Origin of the sequence: Sulfuricurvum sp., assembly GCF_023229695.1 — a bacterium.
Classification (GTDB): Bacteria; Campylobacterota; Campylobacteria; order Campylobacterales; family Sulfurimonadaceae; genus Sulfuricurvum.
In genome coordinates, this window is record NZ_JALNYS010000003.1 from 162,162 (window position 1) to 177,997 (window position 15,836).

The window sequence follows — 15,836 nt, forward strand, 5'->3', positions numbered from 1 at the left end:
TATATTAGCACTTTTCGCTCATCGCCCGTAAAGTGGCAGGGACTAAAGTCCCTACAACCCCCTAAAGCTTCCCGTATCTTTCGGATACGGGAAATTACTAACTTTTTCGCACTTGTTTAAACAAGGTGCGTAAGATCAACATCTTAAATGGAACCCCGCCTATACGAGAGATATCCGCTTTTAAGCTATATTCAAAAAGAGTAACATGTCGAAAATAATTATTTTTATCTATGGGATAGGGTCTTATCTTGTGGCACTTATCGCACAGATCTGGTTTATTTTGTATCTCGGAGAGTGGGAGTTTATGCCGATCACCATAAACACATACCATCGCGTCCCCTTATCTACCGCATTTAGTATCAACCTCGCTTTGGTGATGGTATTTGCGCTGCAACACTCCCTCATGGCCCGTCCGTCATTTAAAAAATATCTGACAACACTCATTCCGGAAGCCTCGGAGCGCAGTACCTATGTCCTGTTTTCAGGGTTGGCATTAGGATTGATTTGTCTGTATTGGCAGCCGATGGAGGGATTTTTATGGCAGGCAGAGGATGAAACACTACAACTGCTATTAACTGCCGGATATATTTTCGGCTGGCTCTTTTCTCTCTTTTCAACCTTTATCATCAACCATTTTGAACTCTTCGGTTTGCAGCAAATTTATCTAAATCTAATCGACAAACCTGCCCCATCGATGACGTTCAAAGAAAAACTGTTTTACCGATTTGTACGCCATCCGATCCAATTGGGGGTGCTGATCGGAATATGGCTTACACCCGCCATGTCCTATTCGCATCTCATGCTCTCGGTTACGCTGAGTATCTATATTTTTGTCGCGCTTCGGTATGAGGAGAGGGATTTAATCGCCGTATGGGGCAATACCTATCGAGAATATCAGCAGCGTGTCGGGATGCTGTTCCCTTTTTAGGCACTGACCTTACGCACCTTGCCCCAGCAAGTGCATCAAGGGGAGTTAATCTCGCGTATCCGAAAGATACGGGTAGCTTCAGGGGGTGCGTAACATCAGTTAGTCACACAAGAGCGGTCTGTTGCTATCCTACTCCATGGCCAGGGGATAATCAAATTCATGAAATACTTTTCTTTGGGGGTCTTGATGGGCAGAGTGGTTGACACGTACCAACCGTTCGCATACATCATCAATCGTTTCCCCTTTTTTCAATACGACTAAACTTCCTCGCAAAGGGTATTGCTGATAGTGATCAACCAATTTTTCCAACGCATACTGAGCGCCCGTATGATCCACAAACGTAAATAAAACGGCGATATAATGATCGTTTATTTTTTTTGCAACATCGCTTTGCCTGACGCTTTCCATCAGATACGCTTTATCTACATCGTAATCGGCACAGGCTACTAACGCCAGATTTGCATCAATATTGTATCTCTCAAGCGTATACAGCGCCATTTTAATATCGTGTTCGAATGCGAGCTTTACATCAATCGTGCTTAACTCTTTCATATAATTCCTTAATAATTCTATTGCCACTTTGCTAAAAAGATTGAAATTTTATCGAAAAAAAAAGTATAGATGGAAAATGGTTTGGCAGTTTATCTCCAAACGACCGGTTAAAAGAAGCTGTTCGTCTTTTTACGTTCTCTGTTCAAAACGTAAAACAACAAAAATATACATTTTGCTATTTTAATTGTTTTTGCTACAATAAACAATCAGAAGGATTCATCATGAAAAAATATTGTATAAAATTCTCATCTCTTGGCACCGCTTCTCTTAATTCATCCCAATACAACGGTAGTCTGTTGGTAAAATGGGTTGCAAATCAAACCAAAAGCACTCAAAGAAAATCGATTCATGAATAATTCTACCCTCCGTAAAGAATTTATAAAATCATTTACTACCATTTCGCTGCAGCGTAAATTGCTTTTATTTGTTATAGTAGCTCTAACGATTATATTTGCGGGAAGCGGTATATTAATCTATAAATTGGTCAATGATACGTTTCGAGAATCCGAAAAGAGGCACATAGCAATCATCTCGGAACCCTTATCCGCAAAAGTTGCCGTGTGGTATTTTATCAACAAAGAGTCTGCCGATGGGCAGATGGATGAATTTTTACATAACATGCTGGTTACCTACGATCTGGAATACATCGCATTTAAAGATCAGAACGGATCACTGATATCCAAAGTCAGTTCGCCCAGCTATTCTTCCGACGATCCATTCTATCTACTGCATCAAAGCATTGTCAAAAGCCCGGAAAACGGTAAATTTCAAAAGAGCTTAGGGACGCTTGAGATAGCATACGGGCACCAGATGCTAAAAAAACTCTCTGTTAAATATTACTCGGCGGGAGTACTTCTCATCGCTTTACTGGCCCTTTATTTTTATCTGGAAATGCGTCTTCTCAAACAACTGCTGACCCCTTTAAGCAAAATAGCATCGGAAATCAAAGGATATATGCCCGGAGACAAACTGATTTTTGACCCGATCAACACCAACAAAGACGATGTCATTTATGAAATTATTAACGGCTTTCTTCAAATGCAGCAAAATATTGACGATGCAATGCGAAAAAGAGAAATAGAAGAAGAAAGCAGCCGACTCAAAGATGCCATTTTATTGAAACAGTCCCGCTTTATTGAAATGGGAACCATGATCAACAATATCGCCCATCAATGGAAACAACCCCTTAATATAATTGAGCTGTGCATAACGGATTTAACCATTAAAAGCATGATGGGCGAAGTGGATAGGGAGTATCAGCAAAAGGTGTTTAACGACATGCACATGCAGGTCGTATTTATGTCAAAAACCATCGATATTTTTAAAGATTTTCTAAAAGATGACCAATCCAACAAAAAAATGGAGGTATTCTCCATTCAAAGAGCGATAGAGGAGACAATGCAACTCGTGGGCAATACGTTTGCAAAAAAAAATATAACCATCGAATTGCGTTTGGATGAAAGATCGTATGCGTACGGATCTATCAGCGAAATGCAGCAAGTCATACTGATCATCCTGCATAATGCCGTAGATGCCGGCAGCACCAAAATAACGATCGAATGCATCTCCGATCCCCGAAACAATCTCATTACACTATACGATAACGGGGGAGGATTTGCACCGGAAATTATGGATAATCTGTTTGATGCCTATTTTACGACCAAACACCAGTCTCAGGGGACGGGATTGGGGCTTTTTATCGCAAAAATGATCATCCAACTAAAATTTAACGGTACGATAGAAGCCAATAATTTTAATGACGGTGCACTCTTCTTAATCAAAGTCCCTTTTCCAAAGCAAGAGTAACTCCCTCTCCGTCCCAAGATAACGGTATCGTCTTTATCACTCTTACTCCATTCAAAAAGGTGTTTATTCTGCGATAACGACCTCTTTTTCCTCTTTTTCTTTTTTCTTATAAAGCTTTATCTGCTTTTTAACCTCTTGTTTCAACTCTTTTTTAAGGAGGTTCTTCACTTGTTTCTTAACCATTTTTTTGACTTTACTTCCCATTTTTAATCCTTTTCATGTTTAGTAGACCCCCATCTTAAGGTATACTCACTTATTCTGATATTAAAAAGTAAAAAATATTGTCAAGAAGGGGGCTATCTTGGATTTAACACCAAAGGGTCTCTTTCTTTAAGAGCTGTCTATTTTTTTTCGATACGAGATGCATATCATTTAAAATACGGGTTAAAACATCAATCGTGTCGATAGCAAAAGCCCCTTTGTTAAGCATAACACACTCCGCACGTCCTGCCATTGCCGCATCGGTCACTTCGGCACGGCTGGGAAGATTGTTTTTCATTTTGCTTTCCAGAACCTGAGTTGCCCAGATAACAGGCATATGTGCCGCGTCGCATATATCGAGCAACGCCTCTTGCATGTACGCCATATTTTCGAATCCCACCTCAATGGCCAAGTCCCCCCGGGCAATCATGACACCGCTTTTTTCCGATTGAAGAAGCTGTTTAAGGATTTCCGGCATATTCACTACACCTTGCTGAGTCTCGATTTTGGCAATAATGCCAATGTCGGTTCTTTTGTTTTCTTCCAACAAACGCTGAAGGTCATGAACATCTTGGGCGCTTTGACAAAAAGAGAGGCTTAGACTATCGGCGATCTCCAGTACCTCAAGCGCATTCGTACGGTCCAAAGCGGTAAGGGCCGAGGTTTGGATATAGGTATCGGGAAAATTGATCCCTTTTTCTTCTTTAAGCAATGTTCCGCTCGGTTTGGAGACAACGACCTTGCAAGTCACGGATGTGACATTATTTTCGATGACGACACCCCCGATTTTGCCATCATCGATAAAAATTTTTTCACCCACTTTGAGCGAGGAAAGCATCCCTTTTAAACTGCAGCTAATCAATGCCGGACGAATAATATTATTCTCACCGTCTAACAAGGGTGAACTCCCCTCGATCTCATTTTCAGTAATGATCAAACGATCATTTACAAACAATCGGATCGGATCTTTCTGCATCTGTAAATTTTGAACTTTTCCTTCATGTTCACCGTATTTGAGTTTTGTTTTTTTATTAACAAAAACTTTCTTGTTAATCACTCCTCTGGCGTAGCTTTCGTTCACTTCGCTAAGGGTTATCAACGCTTTTTTATGGTTCGCATCTATAATTTCGACAGGGTGTGCCGTTCCGATTTTTTTGAAGAACTTTTTATCCACCGCGATCTGTGCCGGGATTTTTCCCTGAGTCACCGAGTCGGTCGTCTCCCCTTTGGTAGCAGCATCGGTTGAATAGATCATTACCTCTTTTACCTGTTTATTGCTACCGATTTCGATCGGCATCTCTACCTCTCGGATTGTTCCTGTCCGTATCTTCGGTCCGGCCAAATCAATAAAAATTTTGATCTTCTCTTCCCTATCTCTTTGGGTATTGATCGCGGCAATCACCTCGGCCATCGATCTCCACACCGCACTATCATCATGCGCCGTATTAATCCGGAATACATTAACCCCCGAATCGGCAAGCTGACGAATCAGTAGCCCATCATTCTCTGCGGCGTGTGAGGGAAGGGTAACCATAACCGCAGTGATTTGTTTACTGAGTTTGGAACTGGCTTTACCGCCAAAAAGAGCTTTGCTGTTTTTCGAAGCGATTGAGATGGCATCGGCTATGGAGAGATGGCGAAATTCAGCCATTAACGCTTCACTGATCTCTTCATTCCCGAGTGAAGAGCTGAGCTGATCGTAAAGGGTATCGATGCTTGCCGCTACATGGGCATAGGAGCGTCCCAAAGAAGAGAGTGAAAGCATGAAAAGTTTTTCCTGAAGGTCGGTCCGATCCTCTTGCCGCAAAAGCATATAGTGATTCAAATTCAGAAGACTCTGGGCGCGCGGATAATCGCTGTTTACCTCATCACGTGCCGCTCGCAAATGTTTTCGAAGTATCTCTATATCTCCGAGTGCCGATTCCATTAAAGCTCTGTTTAACACTATCTCTCCTGTCCAACCATCAATTTATCACTAATGTTACGCACTTTTCGGGCAAAGCCCGGAAAGTGGCAGGGACAAATGTCCCTACAACCCCCTAAAGCTACCCGCATCTTTCGGATGCGCGAGATTAACTCCCCTCACCGGTCAAGACAAGGTACGTAAGATTCAGTTATTCATTTTTTTCTACACGAATTATGAATGTTTAGGATTACCTTGAGGTTACTTACTGATGTTACGCACTTTTTGGGCATAGCCCGGAAAGTGGCAGGGGACAATTTGTCCCCTGCACCCCCCTGAAGCTACCCGCATCTTCCGGATGCGGGAGATACCTGAGACTTCCGAAAGCTCTCGTTGTTACAATTTATCTGCGGCAAAACGGGCTGCACCGAACAATGCGGTTTCGGGGTTCAAGGAGATCTTGACCTCCATCCCCTGCAATAACTCTTTAAAACGTCCTTTCGCTGTAAAGGCATCCATAAAATGGATATCGGTCATAAACGGCAAAATTTTCGGAGCAATTCCGCCGCCGATATACACTCCCCCCAGTGACATCGTTTTCAGTGCCAGGTTGCCGGCTTCGGCGCCGTAAATCCGGGCAAACAGCTGTAGCGTTTCCCGGCATAAGGGATCATTCTCTTCCAAAGCGCATTCGCTTATTCGGGCACTGCGATCTGCCCCTTCGGGTATATTCATCAGGGAAGAGGGCTGGGGTGCGAAACCGCTCTGCGCCAAAAATTCATAAAGGGTACTTATTCCCGGACCCGATAAAATCCGCTCATAACTGAGATGTTCGGGATATCGAAGCCGCAGCCATTGTAACAGTTTATCTTGTTGGGCGTCCAAAGGGGCAAAGTCGCTATGTCCCCCTTCCGAACCGATCGGATGGTACTGCATCCCGTCCCAAAACAGCATCGCTTCCCCCAATCCCGTCCCTGCGGCAATAACGGCGCGGTTAGCGTTACGCCCCTTTCCGGTCGGGTTAAGGGTGACGAATTCATCCTCTTCCAAATAGAGCATCCCATAAGCGGTCGCTTCGAGATCGTTGAGCAAACGGACCCTATCGGTGTTCAGATGTTTTTGCAACCCTGAGGTTGTAACATCCCAGGCCAAATTGGTGGTTCGGCAACGCCCATCGATGAGGGGACCTGCAATACCGAAACAGGCAGCATCAATCGGCACTTTGGAGGTATGCTTTTCAAACTCGATGATCACCTCCTCCAAACTGGAAAATTCCCGACTGGCAAACTGATACTTTTCTTGAAGTTCCACTCTCCCCCCCTCTACTGCGAAGAGGGCCAGATTCGTTTTTGTCCCCCCGATGTCGCCTGCTAATATCATAATACCCCTTTTGTTGTCGGCTTATACGACCGATTCATCATGATGTTCCTGCTGCGGTATCAGCAAATAGATAAATGCTTCGATAAAAGCCTTATCGGTTTCTTGGGGAGAGAGCTTATAGATCGCCTCCCATGCCTGAGCACGCTGTTCATCGTAATTTTCCGACGTATGGTATTTTTGCCAGGCAATGCGTACGGCATGTCCGATCAAAACATCCAGAATCAAATCGTTCTCCACATGAAAATCGGGATTTTGCCGTAAAAGCCTTGAGAGGCTTTCAATCCCTTCAATATTCAGTTGACGATAATCCGGTGCATGAATACTCTGAAGCAAAGCATCAATTCTCAAGGCAAAATTTTGTTCCCCCGCAGTAGAGTCAAGGGTCAGTTCCGATCCGATACGGCTTTGAACGCTGTATTTATCCCCGATCACCAGACCGTTGCACTGTTGCAGCAAATACCATACATCTTTATAGAATGTCGATGCGAGGGCCCCGATCATCCCCACATGCTGTCGCCACTGAGCCCAATCATCGACTTCGGAAAGCTCAGCAAGCGGCGGAGCCGATTTGATCGATGCAACACTCTTTATACCCGAGGCATAAAGATTTTCCTGACCCACCAATTGGGTCACTTCACGGCTAAAAGACTTCAAAATCAAGCGGAGGTGGTCATACAGGGCATGGGGAGCCATCCCCAGTAATAATTCATACGCATCCCCCATCGGCAAGTGTTTTTCCCGACTGATCTGTCCCACCAGCAACTGAACGAAATACCAGGTACGCAAGGTGAGCATGTTTTTAAAAAGCTCCGGCTCCGTTCGGATCAGATGCCCAAGATGTAGCATCACCTCCTGCGTCAGAACCCGCTCAGCCGCATTGTTACCGCAAAATTCGGCAATAGTTTTGACAATCGACGTACATTCGGTGGGTTTCGAAAAGGTCGCCTTTTCACTGTAGGCACGTCCCACCGCCAACCGTTTTTGCCGAATCACAATATCAAGCAAAGCATCTTCCAGACGATCATCGTATTTTCCGGTCAGATCGGCGATACGGCGCACTACAGCCCAATCATGACAGATTGTCGCCGACTCGTACAACCGCTCGGCGATAGAAGAGAGGGGAAGGTTTTCCGGTTCAATAAAAATTTCAAAATCACCCCCCCTGCGCTCCCATAATAAACCGAGTACATTCACCTGGATTTGACGATTCGTGCTGTGGATCAGGGCATCCGCCAAAAAAGAGTCCTCCCCGTGCCCAAGCTCTTGAAGCTCCTGTGCACTCAGGGGGGCGTGTATCGGGTTCTCTCCCGAAGAGGTACAGTTGCCTCTATTGACAAAATGGAGTTGAACATCCTTCAAATCGAAACCGTGCAGATAATCGATCCGTTCGACCGCCGCAGTCGTCAACAATTGCCCGATCGGTCTTGTTTTAATCACCACCGAATCGCATTCCCCGGTCTGAAAATCGTGCAATAACGCAAGAACGACCCCCTGCTCACTCTCTGCAAGCATATCTTCGCGTACGAGAAACGGGACGATCGGTTGACCGGGCTGATCCCAATGCATCGCAAGAAATTTCAACGAAGAGCGGAATTGTTTGATCAATAAGGTATTGTCATAACTAAAATAAAATCCGTGCGGATTGAAATAGTAGGGGAGAAAAATCATCTCCTCACCGGCAAGAAGATGCAAGCGGGAGGTGGTAATTGTACGGGCTACCAAAAACGGTCGCCCGCTTAAAGAGAGTTTCTCGTTTTTCCCCAACAAGGTGTGCACTTCGGAGAGTTCGGATGAATGCATGATTCGGACCGGTTTCACCTCTTCGAGCGTCTCGCTGCTAAATCCGCGATCGAGTAATTGCTGTTTAACCGATTCGTTTTCTGCCAATACGGCAACCAGAAGATGGGTATTGCGTTTATGCCCGATCCGTTCACGGCGACGCAAAGGGTCAATATCGCTGGGACGCAATACCCCATCGAGGATCATCTCGGAGAGCATATACAAACTTTGTGCCCAGACCAGAGGGACGTTTTCATTGGGAATACGTATCTGGCTTCCGGGATTTAGCTTTTCCGCTTCTATCCGTTCTTTGGGGACGATATAGAGCTCCGGAAGGAGTTTTTGACCATCGTGTTTTACAAACAGCGGCTCCAATTTTTCCTTCCATTTTTGAATGGCCTCCGTATCGTCGCGCATCAGCGCATCCAAGAGCAGATAGGTAAAAAAGAGGGGCCACTCCGATTCGATATGTTCAAACTCCCGCAACTCCGAAGGCTCATAGTGTAACCGAGTAACGTCTTCGATAGTGCTTTGGTGACCGTCGAGCAAAAAACGTTTGCAGCCGTATCGGCCGGCAAGTTTTTTAATAATTTTATCCCGTGTTTGTTCGACAAGCGTTTCATCCTCAACCGCATACCCCGGATATCCGATAATGCTCAGCAATGCCGCATCGCTCTCTTTGGAATTGGATTCGCGCGGAAGAAGCCCCTGAAGGGTAAAACGAGAACGGGCGATATCACTGGGGATGACATGGATCACCGCCTCCTGACTTGCCACATTGCCAAAGAGGTTGAAACCGTCCATCGCTTCGAGAGCCGCTTTGGCCATCCCGACCGAACTGCAATTAATCTCCGTCGTTCCGTGATTGATCTTATTGCCCCGTTCCCAGATACCGAAATCGGGGGTGCAATAGGTCCGGCTGATATAATGGACCAGATTTTGGACAAAATCAACCTCATCCATCGTGTAAATCAATCGGAGTCCCGAAGCGGTCATCTGGGCGATCATCAGCAGATACAAAGAGGTCGCATCCAGTTGCAGATGCCCCCATTCATCATCCCCGACGACAGCCAAACCTGTTTTGGTACCATACTTCGCATGCAAGGCATTAATCGGATCAAGGGTCTTTTTAAAGGCTTCAATCCGGTCCGATTGACGCATCATAGCCCCCAGAAGCCCCCGCATCAGTTTAACGACGCTCTGACTCAACAGATAGCTGCGGTGATGTTCCGGATTGTGCTTGCGGTACGATAAGGCAAGTCCCCACACCCCGAGGATACTGTAAACGTTATCCCGAACCCAGGCATCCGTATAATCGCCGTGGGCATTGACCGCCGTACTCGCGGGCAATAACCCGGTAATAGGGTCCTGACGGGAGAGGATGATCTTCTCAATGGCATGAAAATGGCGATCAAGAGAAGAGTAAAGCGTCTCCGGATTCATCTAACTGCCTTTAACGTCATTACGGTCCAGCTTTTCAAATCCGGGGAGGATTTTCCCCTCCAGCAGTTCCAGACTCGCCCCCCCTCCGGTGGAGATAAAACTGAAGTTCTCTTTTTCGCCCGCTTTTTCAACCGCATCGGCCGTATCACCCCCTCCGACGATACTGTAGGCATAGCAATCGGCGATGGCGCTTGCAAGCTTGTAGGTCCCTTTGGAGAACTGATTGATCTCATAGATCCCCATCGGTCCGTTCCAGATGATGGTATTGGAGAGTTCTATCGCTTCGGAAAAGAGCTTGAGGGTTGCGGGACCGATATCGACGGCTTTGAACCCTTCGAGGATATCCTGCACCGGGACGACTTTGACATCGACCGGATGGTCAATCGAATCGGTGATCACGACATCCACCGGAAGATAGACTTTTACCTTATGGCGTTTGGCCTCTTCCAGAACCTCTTTGGCCGTTTGCAGGTACTCCTCTTCGACCAAAGAGCCTTGCATCTCATGTCCGAGGGCTTGCAAAAAGGTGTTGCTCATCGCTCCGCCGATAATGAGTTTGTCCACTTTTTCCATGACAGAGGTGAGAAGGGTGATCTTGGAAGAAATTTTTGACCCTCCGACAACCAGTGCCATCGGGCGGATCGGCTTTTCGAGCGCTTTGCTAAACGCTTCGATCTCTTTCATCATCAAAAATCCGGCCACCTTAGTCTCTACAAACTCCGTAATCCCGTAGGTCGAAGCGTGTTTGCGGTGAGAGGTTCCAAAGGCATCATTGACGTAAACATCGCACACCTCTGCCAATTTACGGGCAAGGAGGGGATCGTTTTTCTTCTCCCCTTCATGGAAACGGATATTTTCGACGAGAAATACCCGCTCCAGCGAACAGCTGGCGATCTCCGATTTCGACGCTTCAAAATCCTCGATAAACTCTACCCTTTTCTGAAGGAGACGCTCAAGCCGTTTCTGAATGTGTCGCAGGCTAAAACGTTCATCGTATCCATTCTTCGGATTTCCGAAATGGGAAACCAGCGTAATGGAGCAGGCGTTATGGTCAATACAGTAGTTGATCGTCGGCAACGCCGCACGGATACGGCTGTCATCGGAGATATTAAAATGGGTATCCATCGGGACATTGAAATCTACCCGGATCAAAACCCTCTTTCCCGTTACGTCGATATCTTTCAGGCTCTTGACTCCGGCCATGGCGGTGATGTTACTGCTCATTGTTTTATCCTTTCAAATGCTTCTTTACATAACTGGGTTATGTGACGAAAATTTTTATCGGCTATCGCCTCTTTGGGGACAATCCAGCTCCCTCCGACGCATAACACATTTTTCAACGACAGAAAGTCGTTCAGATTGTTCAGATTCACCCCTCCGGTAGGACAAAAAAACATCGATCCGAAAGGGGCTGAAAACGCCTTGAGTGCATCAACCCCTCCGGCAACCGTTGCCGGAAAAAGTTTGCAGTGGGCAAAACCGTTATTTTGGGCCAGCATCACTTCCGACGCCGTTGCCACACCCGGAATCAGTGGGGTATTCAGCCGCACCGAGCTCTCCATCAGTTCCGTGCTGATACCGGGGCTGAAAACAAACTGCGCCCCATGATCGACCGCTCTTTCATACCCCGCAGCGTTCACGACCGTACCCGCACCGACATGCATCTGCGGCATCTGTTTTGCGATTGCCTCGATCGAAGCAAGGGCGGCCTCGGTTCGAAGGGTGATCTCCATAATGGAAATCCCCCCTTCTAACAGCGCATCCGCAAGCCTCAGGGCATTATCGACATCATCCAGTACGATGACGGGGACGATGGGGGAAATTTCCATGATAGCTTGGGTGTTCATCCTCGCTCCTTTCCGGTGATATCAAAAATAGCGGCGCCCTCTTCCGCATTCCCGACCGATCGGCGTATGGCCGCAAAAAGTTCACGGCCGAAGCCGTGGCGGTTGTCTATTAAATCCGCTTTTTGAGGTTCCCGTTGATCGATCTCTCCCCCATCTGCCAGCAGGGTCATCTCCCCCCGCTCAACATCCAAACGGATCCGGTCGCCGGTGATAATTTTTGAGAGTATCCCCCCCTCAGCCGCTTCGGGGACGACATGGATCGCCGAAGGGACTTTTCCCGAAGCGCCCGACATCCGCCCATCGGTCACGATGGCGACTTTGAATCCGCGATCCTGCAAAACGCCCAGCGGCGGCATCAATCCGTGAAGTTCGGGCATTCCGTTGGCTTTTGGCCCTTGGTAGCGGACGACGGCGATAAAGTCGCGATCTAGTTCTCCCTGTTTAAACGCCCTTTGTAACGCCTCTTGGGAATCAAACACGATCGCTTCGGCTTCGATCAAAAGGTGGTTTTGTTTTAAGGCGGAGGTTTTGATAACCCCCCGGCCGATATTCCCCTCCAGCAGCTTGACTCCCCCCTCCGGGCTGAAGGGTTCGCGCGCGGTTGAAATCACCTCAAGATTGCGAGATGTTCTCGCTCCTGCGCCAAACGTCAGCGATCCGCCCGACAAAGAGGGCTCGACGATGGTGCGTTCCATCCCTTTTCCGACGACGGTTTCGACATCGTTATGGATTAGCCCCGCATCCAGCAGCTGGGAAATCACGGCACTCATCCCGCCTGCCTCGCGAAAATGGTTTACATCCGCCTGTCCGTTGGGATACATCCGGCACAGCAGCGGCGTCACTTTGGAAATAGCGTCGAAATCGTCCCAATTGAGTATGATCCCCGCCGCTTTGGCCATCGCGATCAGGTGAATCGTATGATTCGTTGACCCCCCTGTAGCCATCAAGCCGATGATGGCGTTGACGAAACTCCGTTCATCGATCATCAAACCGATCGGCTTGTACTCCCCCCTGCTTTGGGTCATGGTGAGGATCGTTTTGGCCGCATGCTGCGTCAGCACCTCTCGAAGCGGGGTGTTGGTATTGACAAACGAGCTGTTGGGAAGCTGAAGCCCCATCATCTCCAGCAGCATCTGATTGGAGTTGGCCGTGCCGTAAAAGGTACAGGTTCCGCTGCTGTGATACGAGGCCGCTTCCACTTTTAGCAGTGCCTCTTTACTCACTTTTCCCTGCGCATACTCCTGACGGATTTTCGCTTTTTCACCGTTGCTGATCCCTGAGGGCATCGGTCCTGCGGGGACAAACAGTGAGGGCAGATGACCGAATGCCAATGCGCCGATGAGCAGACCGGGGACGATTTTATCGCACACCCCCAGATAGAGGGCCCCGTCATAGACATTATGAGAAAGCCCGATCGCCGTCCCCATCGCGATAGTGTCGCGGCTAAAGAGGCTCAGTTCCATACCCGGCTGCGACTGGGTAACCCCGTCGCACATCGCCGGAACTCCCCCCGCGACCTGAGCCGTCGCCCCCTCATCCGCCAAGGTGCGTTTGATAAGGGCGGGATAGAGTTTGTACGGCTCGTGTGCCGAGAGCATATCGTTGTAGGCGGTGATAATGGCAATATTGGGCTGAACCATGTGCGAAAGGGAATCTTTATCGGCGTCGCACATCGGGGCCATCGCATGGGCAAGATTGCTGCACCCGAGTTTTTGGCGGTTGACGCCGTGAGCGGCCGCCGCGCGTATCCGTTGCAGATAAATCGACCGGCTCTCCCGGGAGCGTTCGCGGATCTGATCGGTAACCCGCTGGATGACGTCATGCATAATACACCTCTATGTCGTTAATCTCTTGATGGAGCAGTGAGCGAATCGGCATGGCATCCCTGTCGCCCTCCATCATCGCCTCTTCGAAAACGGCCCGTTTCTTTTCCCCTTCGAAATGGAGATACAGATGCTTCACCTGCATTAGGGCACTTAGAGTCAGACTCATCCGCTGATGGGGAGCACTCTGCGGCGTGATGGCAATACAGAAAGAATCATTCTTTAAATCAAATGCCGAAGAGAGTTTTTCATTGAGGGGGAAAAGGGATGCGGTATGGGCATCCTCCCCCATCCCCAAAATGGCGACATCACACGGCCATAACAACGTCCGAAACGTTTTGTCGCACTCTTTTTCGGCATCATCGGCACTCAGCCCCTCACGATACATCCCGACAAACCGGGCATTAGCCGCATGATCACGGATCAAATGGGTCGTAACCAGTTTTTCGTTGCTCTCCTCATGATCAGGGCTCACCCACCGTTCGTCGCACACTCCGATCCGGACACGCCCCCAGTCGATATCGCTTTGGCGGAGTCTTTCAAAAAGAGGTTTAGGCGTCGATCCTCCGGAGACCAGCAATACGGCACTCCCCTTCTCCTCTATCGCCTGCTGAAGATCGCAAACGATTGAGGCGCTCAGGGCGTCTAAAAGATCCCTTTGCGTATCAAAAGGGTGAAGATGAACACGTTCACTCATCGTGCCAGCTTTCGCCGTCTTGCGCGACAAGCTGTATCGATGCGCTCGGTCCCTCACTTCCGGCGGTATAGCTTTTCATCGGAACGAGATTTTCACTCCACCCCTGCAAAATGACGTCTGCCCATTTCCACGCCGCTTCCACCTCATCGAGGCGCATAAACAGGGTCGGATTGGAACGGATAACGTCTAGCAGCAGCCTCTCATACGCATCCGGCTTGCGTGCCGAATTCAAGGGGGCATTGAGTTCGAGATCCACCTGCTGAAGCCGCATCTGATCGCTTAACCCCGGAATTTTGTTCATCAGTTTCAGCTGGATACTCTCTTTAGGCTGCAACGAAATGACCAATTTGTTTTGGGAGATGCAACTCCCCTTGTTGGCAAAAATCGAGTGCGGAATCCCTTTGAACTGAATCACAATCTCCGAATACTGCCGTCGCATCCGTTTGCCGCTGCGCAGATAAAACGGTACGCCGTTCCAGCGCCAGTTATCGATATCGACGCGAAGCGCTGCAAAGGTTTCCGTATTGCTCTCCTGCATCCCTTCCCCTTCGCGGTATCCGGGAACCGGCCCTCCGTTGATCGAGCCGGCGGCGTACTGGGCACGGACCGTATGGCGTTCGATATCGGCAGGGCTCATGGGTCTAAGGGAACGAAGCACCTTCACCTTCTCATCCCGTACGCTGTCGGCATCGAGCGAACACGGCGGCTCCATCGCCACCAGACACAATAGCTGCATCAAATGGTTTTGGATCATGTCGCGCATGGCGCCGTATTGATCGTAATATCCCCATCGCCCTTCGACCCCGACACTCTCGGAAACGGTGATCTGAACGTGATCGATGTTGTTGGCATCCCACAGCGGCATAAAAAAGCGGTTTGAAAAACGCAAGGCCATAATATTCTGGACCGTGTCTTTGCCCAGATAGTGGTCTATCCGATAGATTTGATTCTCTTCAAAATAGTTTAACACTTCGATATTGATAGCACGGGCGGAGTATAAATCGCGTCCGATCGGCTTTTCGAGCACGACGCGGCTGTGCGGCGTTATCAGATCCAAGCGGCTGAGCATAAAACTGATAATCGTAAAAAAATCAGGGGCGGTAGAGAGGTAATTGATCCGCTCTCTTTGCGGATGAAGGTCGAGCAGCTCTTTGAGATCGCGGTAGCTGTGCTCATCATCAAAATTGACAGCGACGATATGAAGCTGCTGAGCAAAATGTAGAAATTTTGTTTCATCAAACTGATCGAATCCTAAAAACTCGATCAGCTTCTCTCGGACCAAAGCCAGATGCTCTTCCCGGCCCATCTCTTTTCGCGCCACAACAATAACACGGCTTAAAACGGACAAATAGCCGCCGTTACTCAAATGGTAAAGTGCCGGTATCAGTTTTCGAAACGAAAGATCTCCGTGACCGCCGAAAATGACAATATCACACAGGTTATCCATAGCAGCCATTTTCTCCCCTTTCACGCGACA

General features: G+C 48.1%; 12 protein-coding genes. 2 read left to right on the plus strand and 10 right to left on the minus strand.

Features of this window, described 5'->3' with window-relative positions; genetic code table 11:
- Positions 1–205 precede the first annotated feature (205 nt).
- Positions 206–928: an NnrU family protein gene (locus M0P91_RS03240; RefSeq protein ID WP_295064427.1), complete on the plus strand. Its 723-nt coding sequence runs from the start codon at positions 206–208 to the stop codon at positions 926–928.
- 129 nt (positions 929–1,057) lie between these two features.
- Here M0P91_RS03240 and M0P91_RS03245 read toward each other — a convergent pair whose 3' ends face one another.
- Positions 1,058–1,480 (minus strand): hypothetical protein, encoded by a 423-nt coding sequence (locus M0P91_RS03245; protein ID WP_295064430.1) that lies wholly within the window; start codon positions 1,478–1,480, stop codon positions 1,058–1,060.
- A gap of 348 nt (positions 1,481–1,828) precedes the next feature.
- On the opposite strand from M0P91_RS03245, the gene M0P91_RS03250 reads away from it, so the two are divergent.
- Positions 1,829–3,286, plus strand: a complete 1,458-nt coding sequence (locus tag M0P91_RS03250) for a HAMP domain-containing sensor histidine kinase (RefSeq protein ID WP_295064433.1) — start codon at positions 1,829–1,831, stop codon at positions 3,284–3,286.
- Positions 3,287–3,349: 63 nt separating this feature from the next.
- Here M0P91_RS03250 and M0P91_RS03255 read toward each other — a convergent pair whose 3' ends face one another.
- From M0P91_RS03255 to zwf, 9 genes are all read right to left on the minus strand, one after another.
- Complete coding sequence (locus tag M0P91_RS03255) at positions 3,350–3,490, minus strand: hypothetical protein (RefSeq protein WP_295064436.1); 141 nt, start codon at positions 3,488–3,490, stop codon at positions 3,350–3,352.
- A 103-nt stretch (positions 3,491–3,593) separates the two neighbouring features.
- Complete coding sequence (locus M0P91_RS03260) at positions 3,594–5,414, minus strand: pyruvate kinase (protein ID WP_295064439.1); 1,821 nt, start codon at positions 5,412–5,414, stop codon at positions 3,594–3,596.
- 372 nt (positions 5,415–5,786) lie between these two features.
- Complete coding sequence (glk, locus tag M0P91_RS03265) at positions 5,787–6,770, minus strand: glucokinase (RefSeq protein WP_295064442.1); 984 nt, start codon at positions 6,768–6,770, stop codon at positions 5,787–5,789.
- Positions 6,771–6,791: 21 nt separating this feature from the next.
- On the minus strand, positions 6,792–9,992 hold the full coding sequence (locus M0P91_RS03270) for a glycoside hydrolase family 15 protein (RefSeq protein ID WP_295064445.1): 3,201 nt from the start codon (positions 9,990–9,992) through the stop codon (positions 6,792–6,794).
- Positions 9,993–11,216, minus strand: coding sequence for a phosphoglycerate kinase (locus M0P91_RS03275; protein WP_295064448.1), 1,224 nt, complete (start codon positions 11,214–11,216; stop codon positions 9,993–9,995). It abuts the gene before it with no gap.
- The gene (eda, locus tag M0P91_RS03280; RefSeq protein WP_295064451.1) at positions 11,213–11,839 is read right to left on the minus strand and encodes a bifunctional 4-hydroxy-2-oxoglutarate aldolase/2-dehydro-3-deoxy-phosphogluconate aldolase; all 627 of its coding nucleotides are present in this window, start codon (positions 11,837–11,839) and stop codon (positions 11,213–11,215) included. The genes M0P91_RS03275 and eda overlap by 4 nt, the downstream gene beginning before the upstream one ends.
- Entirely contained in the window at positions 11,836–13,665 is a 1,830-nt protein-coding gene (gene edd, locus M0P91_RS03285) for a phosphogluconate dehydratase (RefSeq protein WP_295064453.1), read from the minus strand. Before edd ends, eda begins: the two co-directional genes overlap by 4 nt.
- Entirely contained in the window at positions 13,658–14,359 is a 702-nt protein-coding gene (gene pgl / locus M0P91_RS03290; RefSeq protein ID WP_295064456.1) for a 6-phosphogluconolactonase, read from the minus strand. The genes edd and pgl overlap by 8 nt, the downstream gene beginning before the upstream one ends.
- Positions 14,352–15,815 carry a glucose-6-phosphate dehydrogenase gene (gene zwf / locus M0P91_RS03295; protein WP_295064459.1) on the minus strand — a complete coding sequence of 488 codons (1,464 nt, stop codon included), beginning with the start codon at positions 15,813–15,815 and terminating at the stop codon, positions 14,352–14,354. The genes pgl and zwf overlap by 8 nt, the downstream gene beginning before the upstream one ends.
- Between the last annotated feature and the right edge of the window lie 21 nt (positions 15,816–15,836).

Excerpts from the sequence above, each read along its gene's own strand:
- M0P91_RS03255 (WP_295064436.1), bottom strand. The coding sequence starts at position 3,490 with ATGGGAAGTAAAGTCAAAAAAATGGTTAAGAAACAAGTGAAGAACCTC.
- pgl (WP_295064456.1), bottom strand. The coding sequence starts at position 14,359 with ATGAGTGAACGTGTTCATCTTCACCCTTTTGATACGCAAAGGGATCTT.
- M0P91_RS03250 (WP_295064433.1), top strand. The coding sequence starts at position 1,829 with ATGAATAATTCTACCCTCCGTAAAGAATTTATAAAATCATTTACTACC.
- M0P91_RS03260 (WP_295064439.1), bottom strand. The coding sequence starts at position 5,414 with ATGGAATCGGCACTCGGAGATATAGAGATACTTCGAAAACATTTGCGA.
- eda (WP_295064451.1), bottom strand. The coding sequence starts at position 11,839 with ATGAACACCCAAGCTATCATGGAAATTTCCCCCATCGTCCCCGTCATC.
- glk (WP_295064442.1), bottom strand. The coding sequence starts at position 6,770 with ATGATATTAGCAGGCGACATCGGGGGGACAAAAACGAATCTGGCCCTC.
- M0P91_RS03270 (WP_295064445.1), bottom strand. The coding sequence starts at position 9,992 with ATGAATCCGGAGACGCTTTACTCTTCTCTTGATCGCCATTTTCATGCC.
- M0P91_RS03245 (WP_295064430.1), bottom strand. The coding sequence starts at position 1,480 with ATGAAAGAGTTAAGCACGATTGATGTAAAGCTCGCATTCGAACACGAT.
- zwf (WP_295064459.1), bottom strand. The coding sequence starts at position 15,815 with ATGGCTGCTATGGATAACCTGTGTGATATTGTCATTTTCGGCGGTCAC.
- M0P91_RS03275 (WP_295064448.1), bottom strand. The coding sequence starts at position 11,216 with ATGAGCAGTAACATCACCGCCATGGCCGGAGTCAAGAGCCTGAAAGAT.
- M0P91_RS03240 (WP_295064427.1), top strand. The coding sequence starts at position 206 with ATGTCGAAAATAATTATTTTTATCTATGGGATAGGGTCTTATCTTGTG.
- edd (WP_295064453.1), bottom strand. The coding sequence starts at position 13,665 with ATGCATGACGTCATCCAGCGGGTTACCGATCAGATCCGCGAACGCTCC.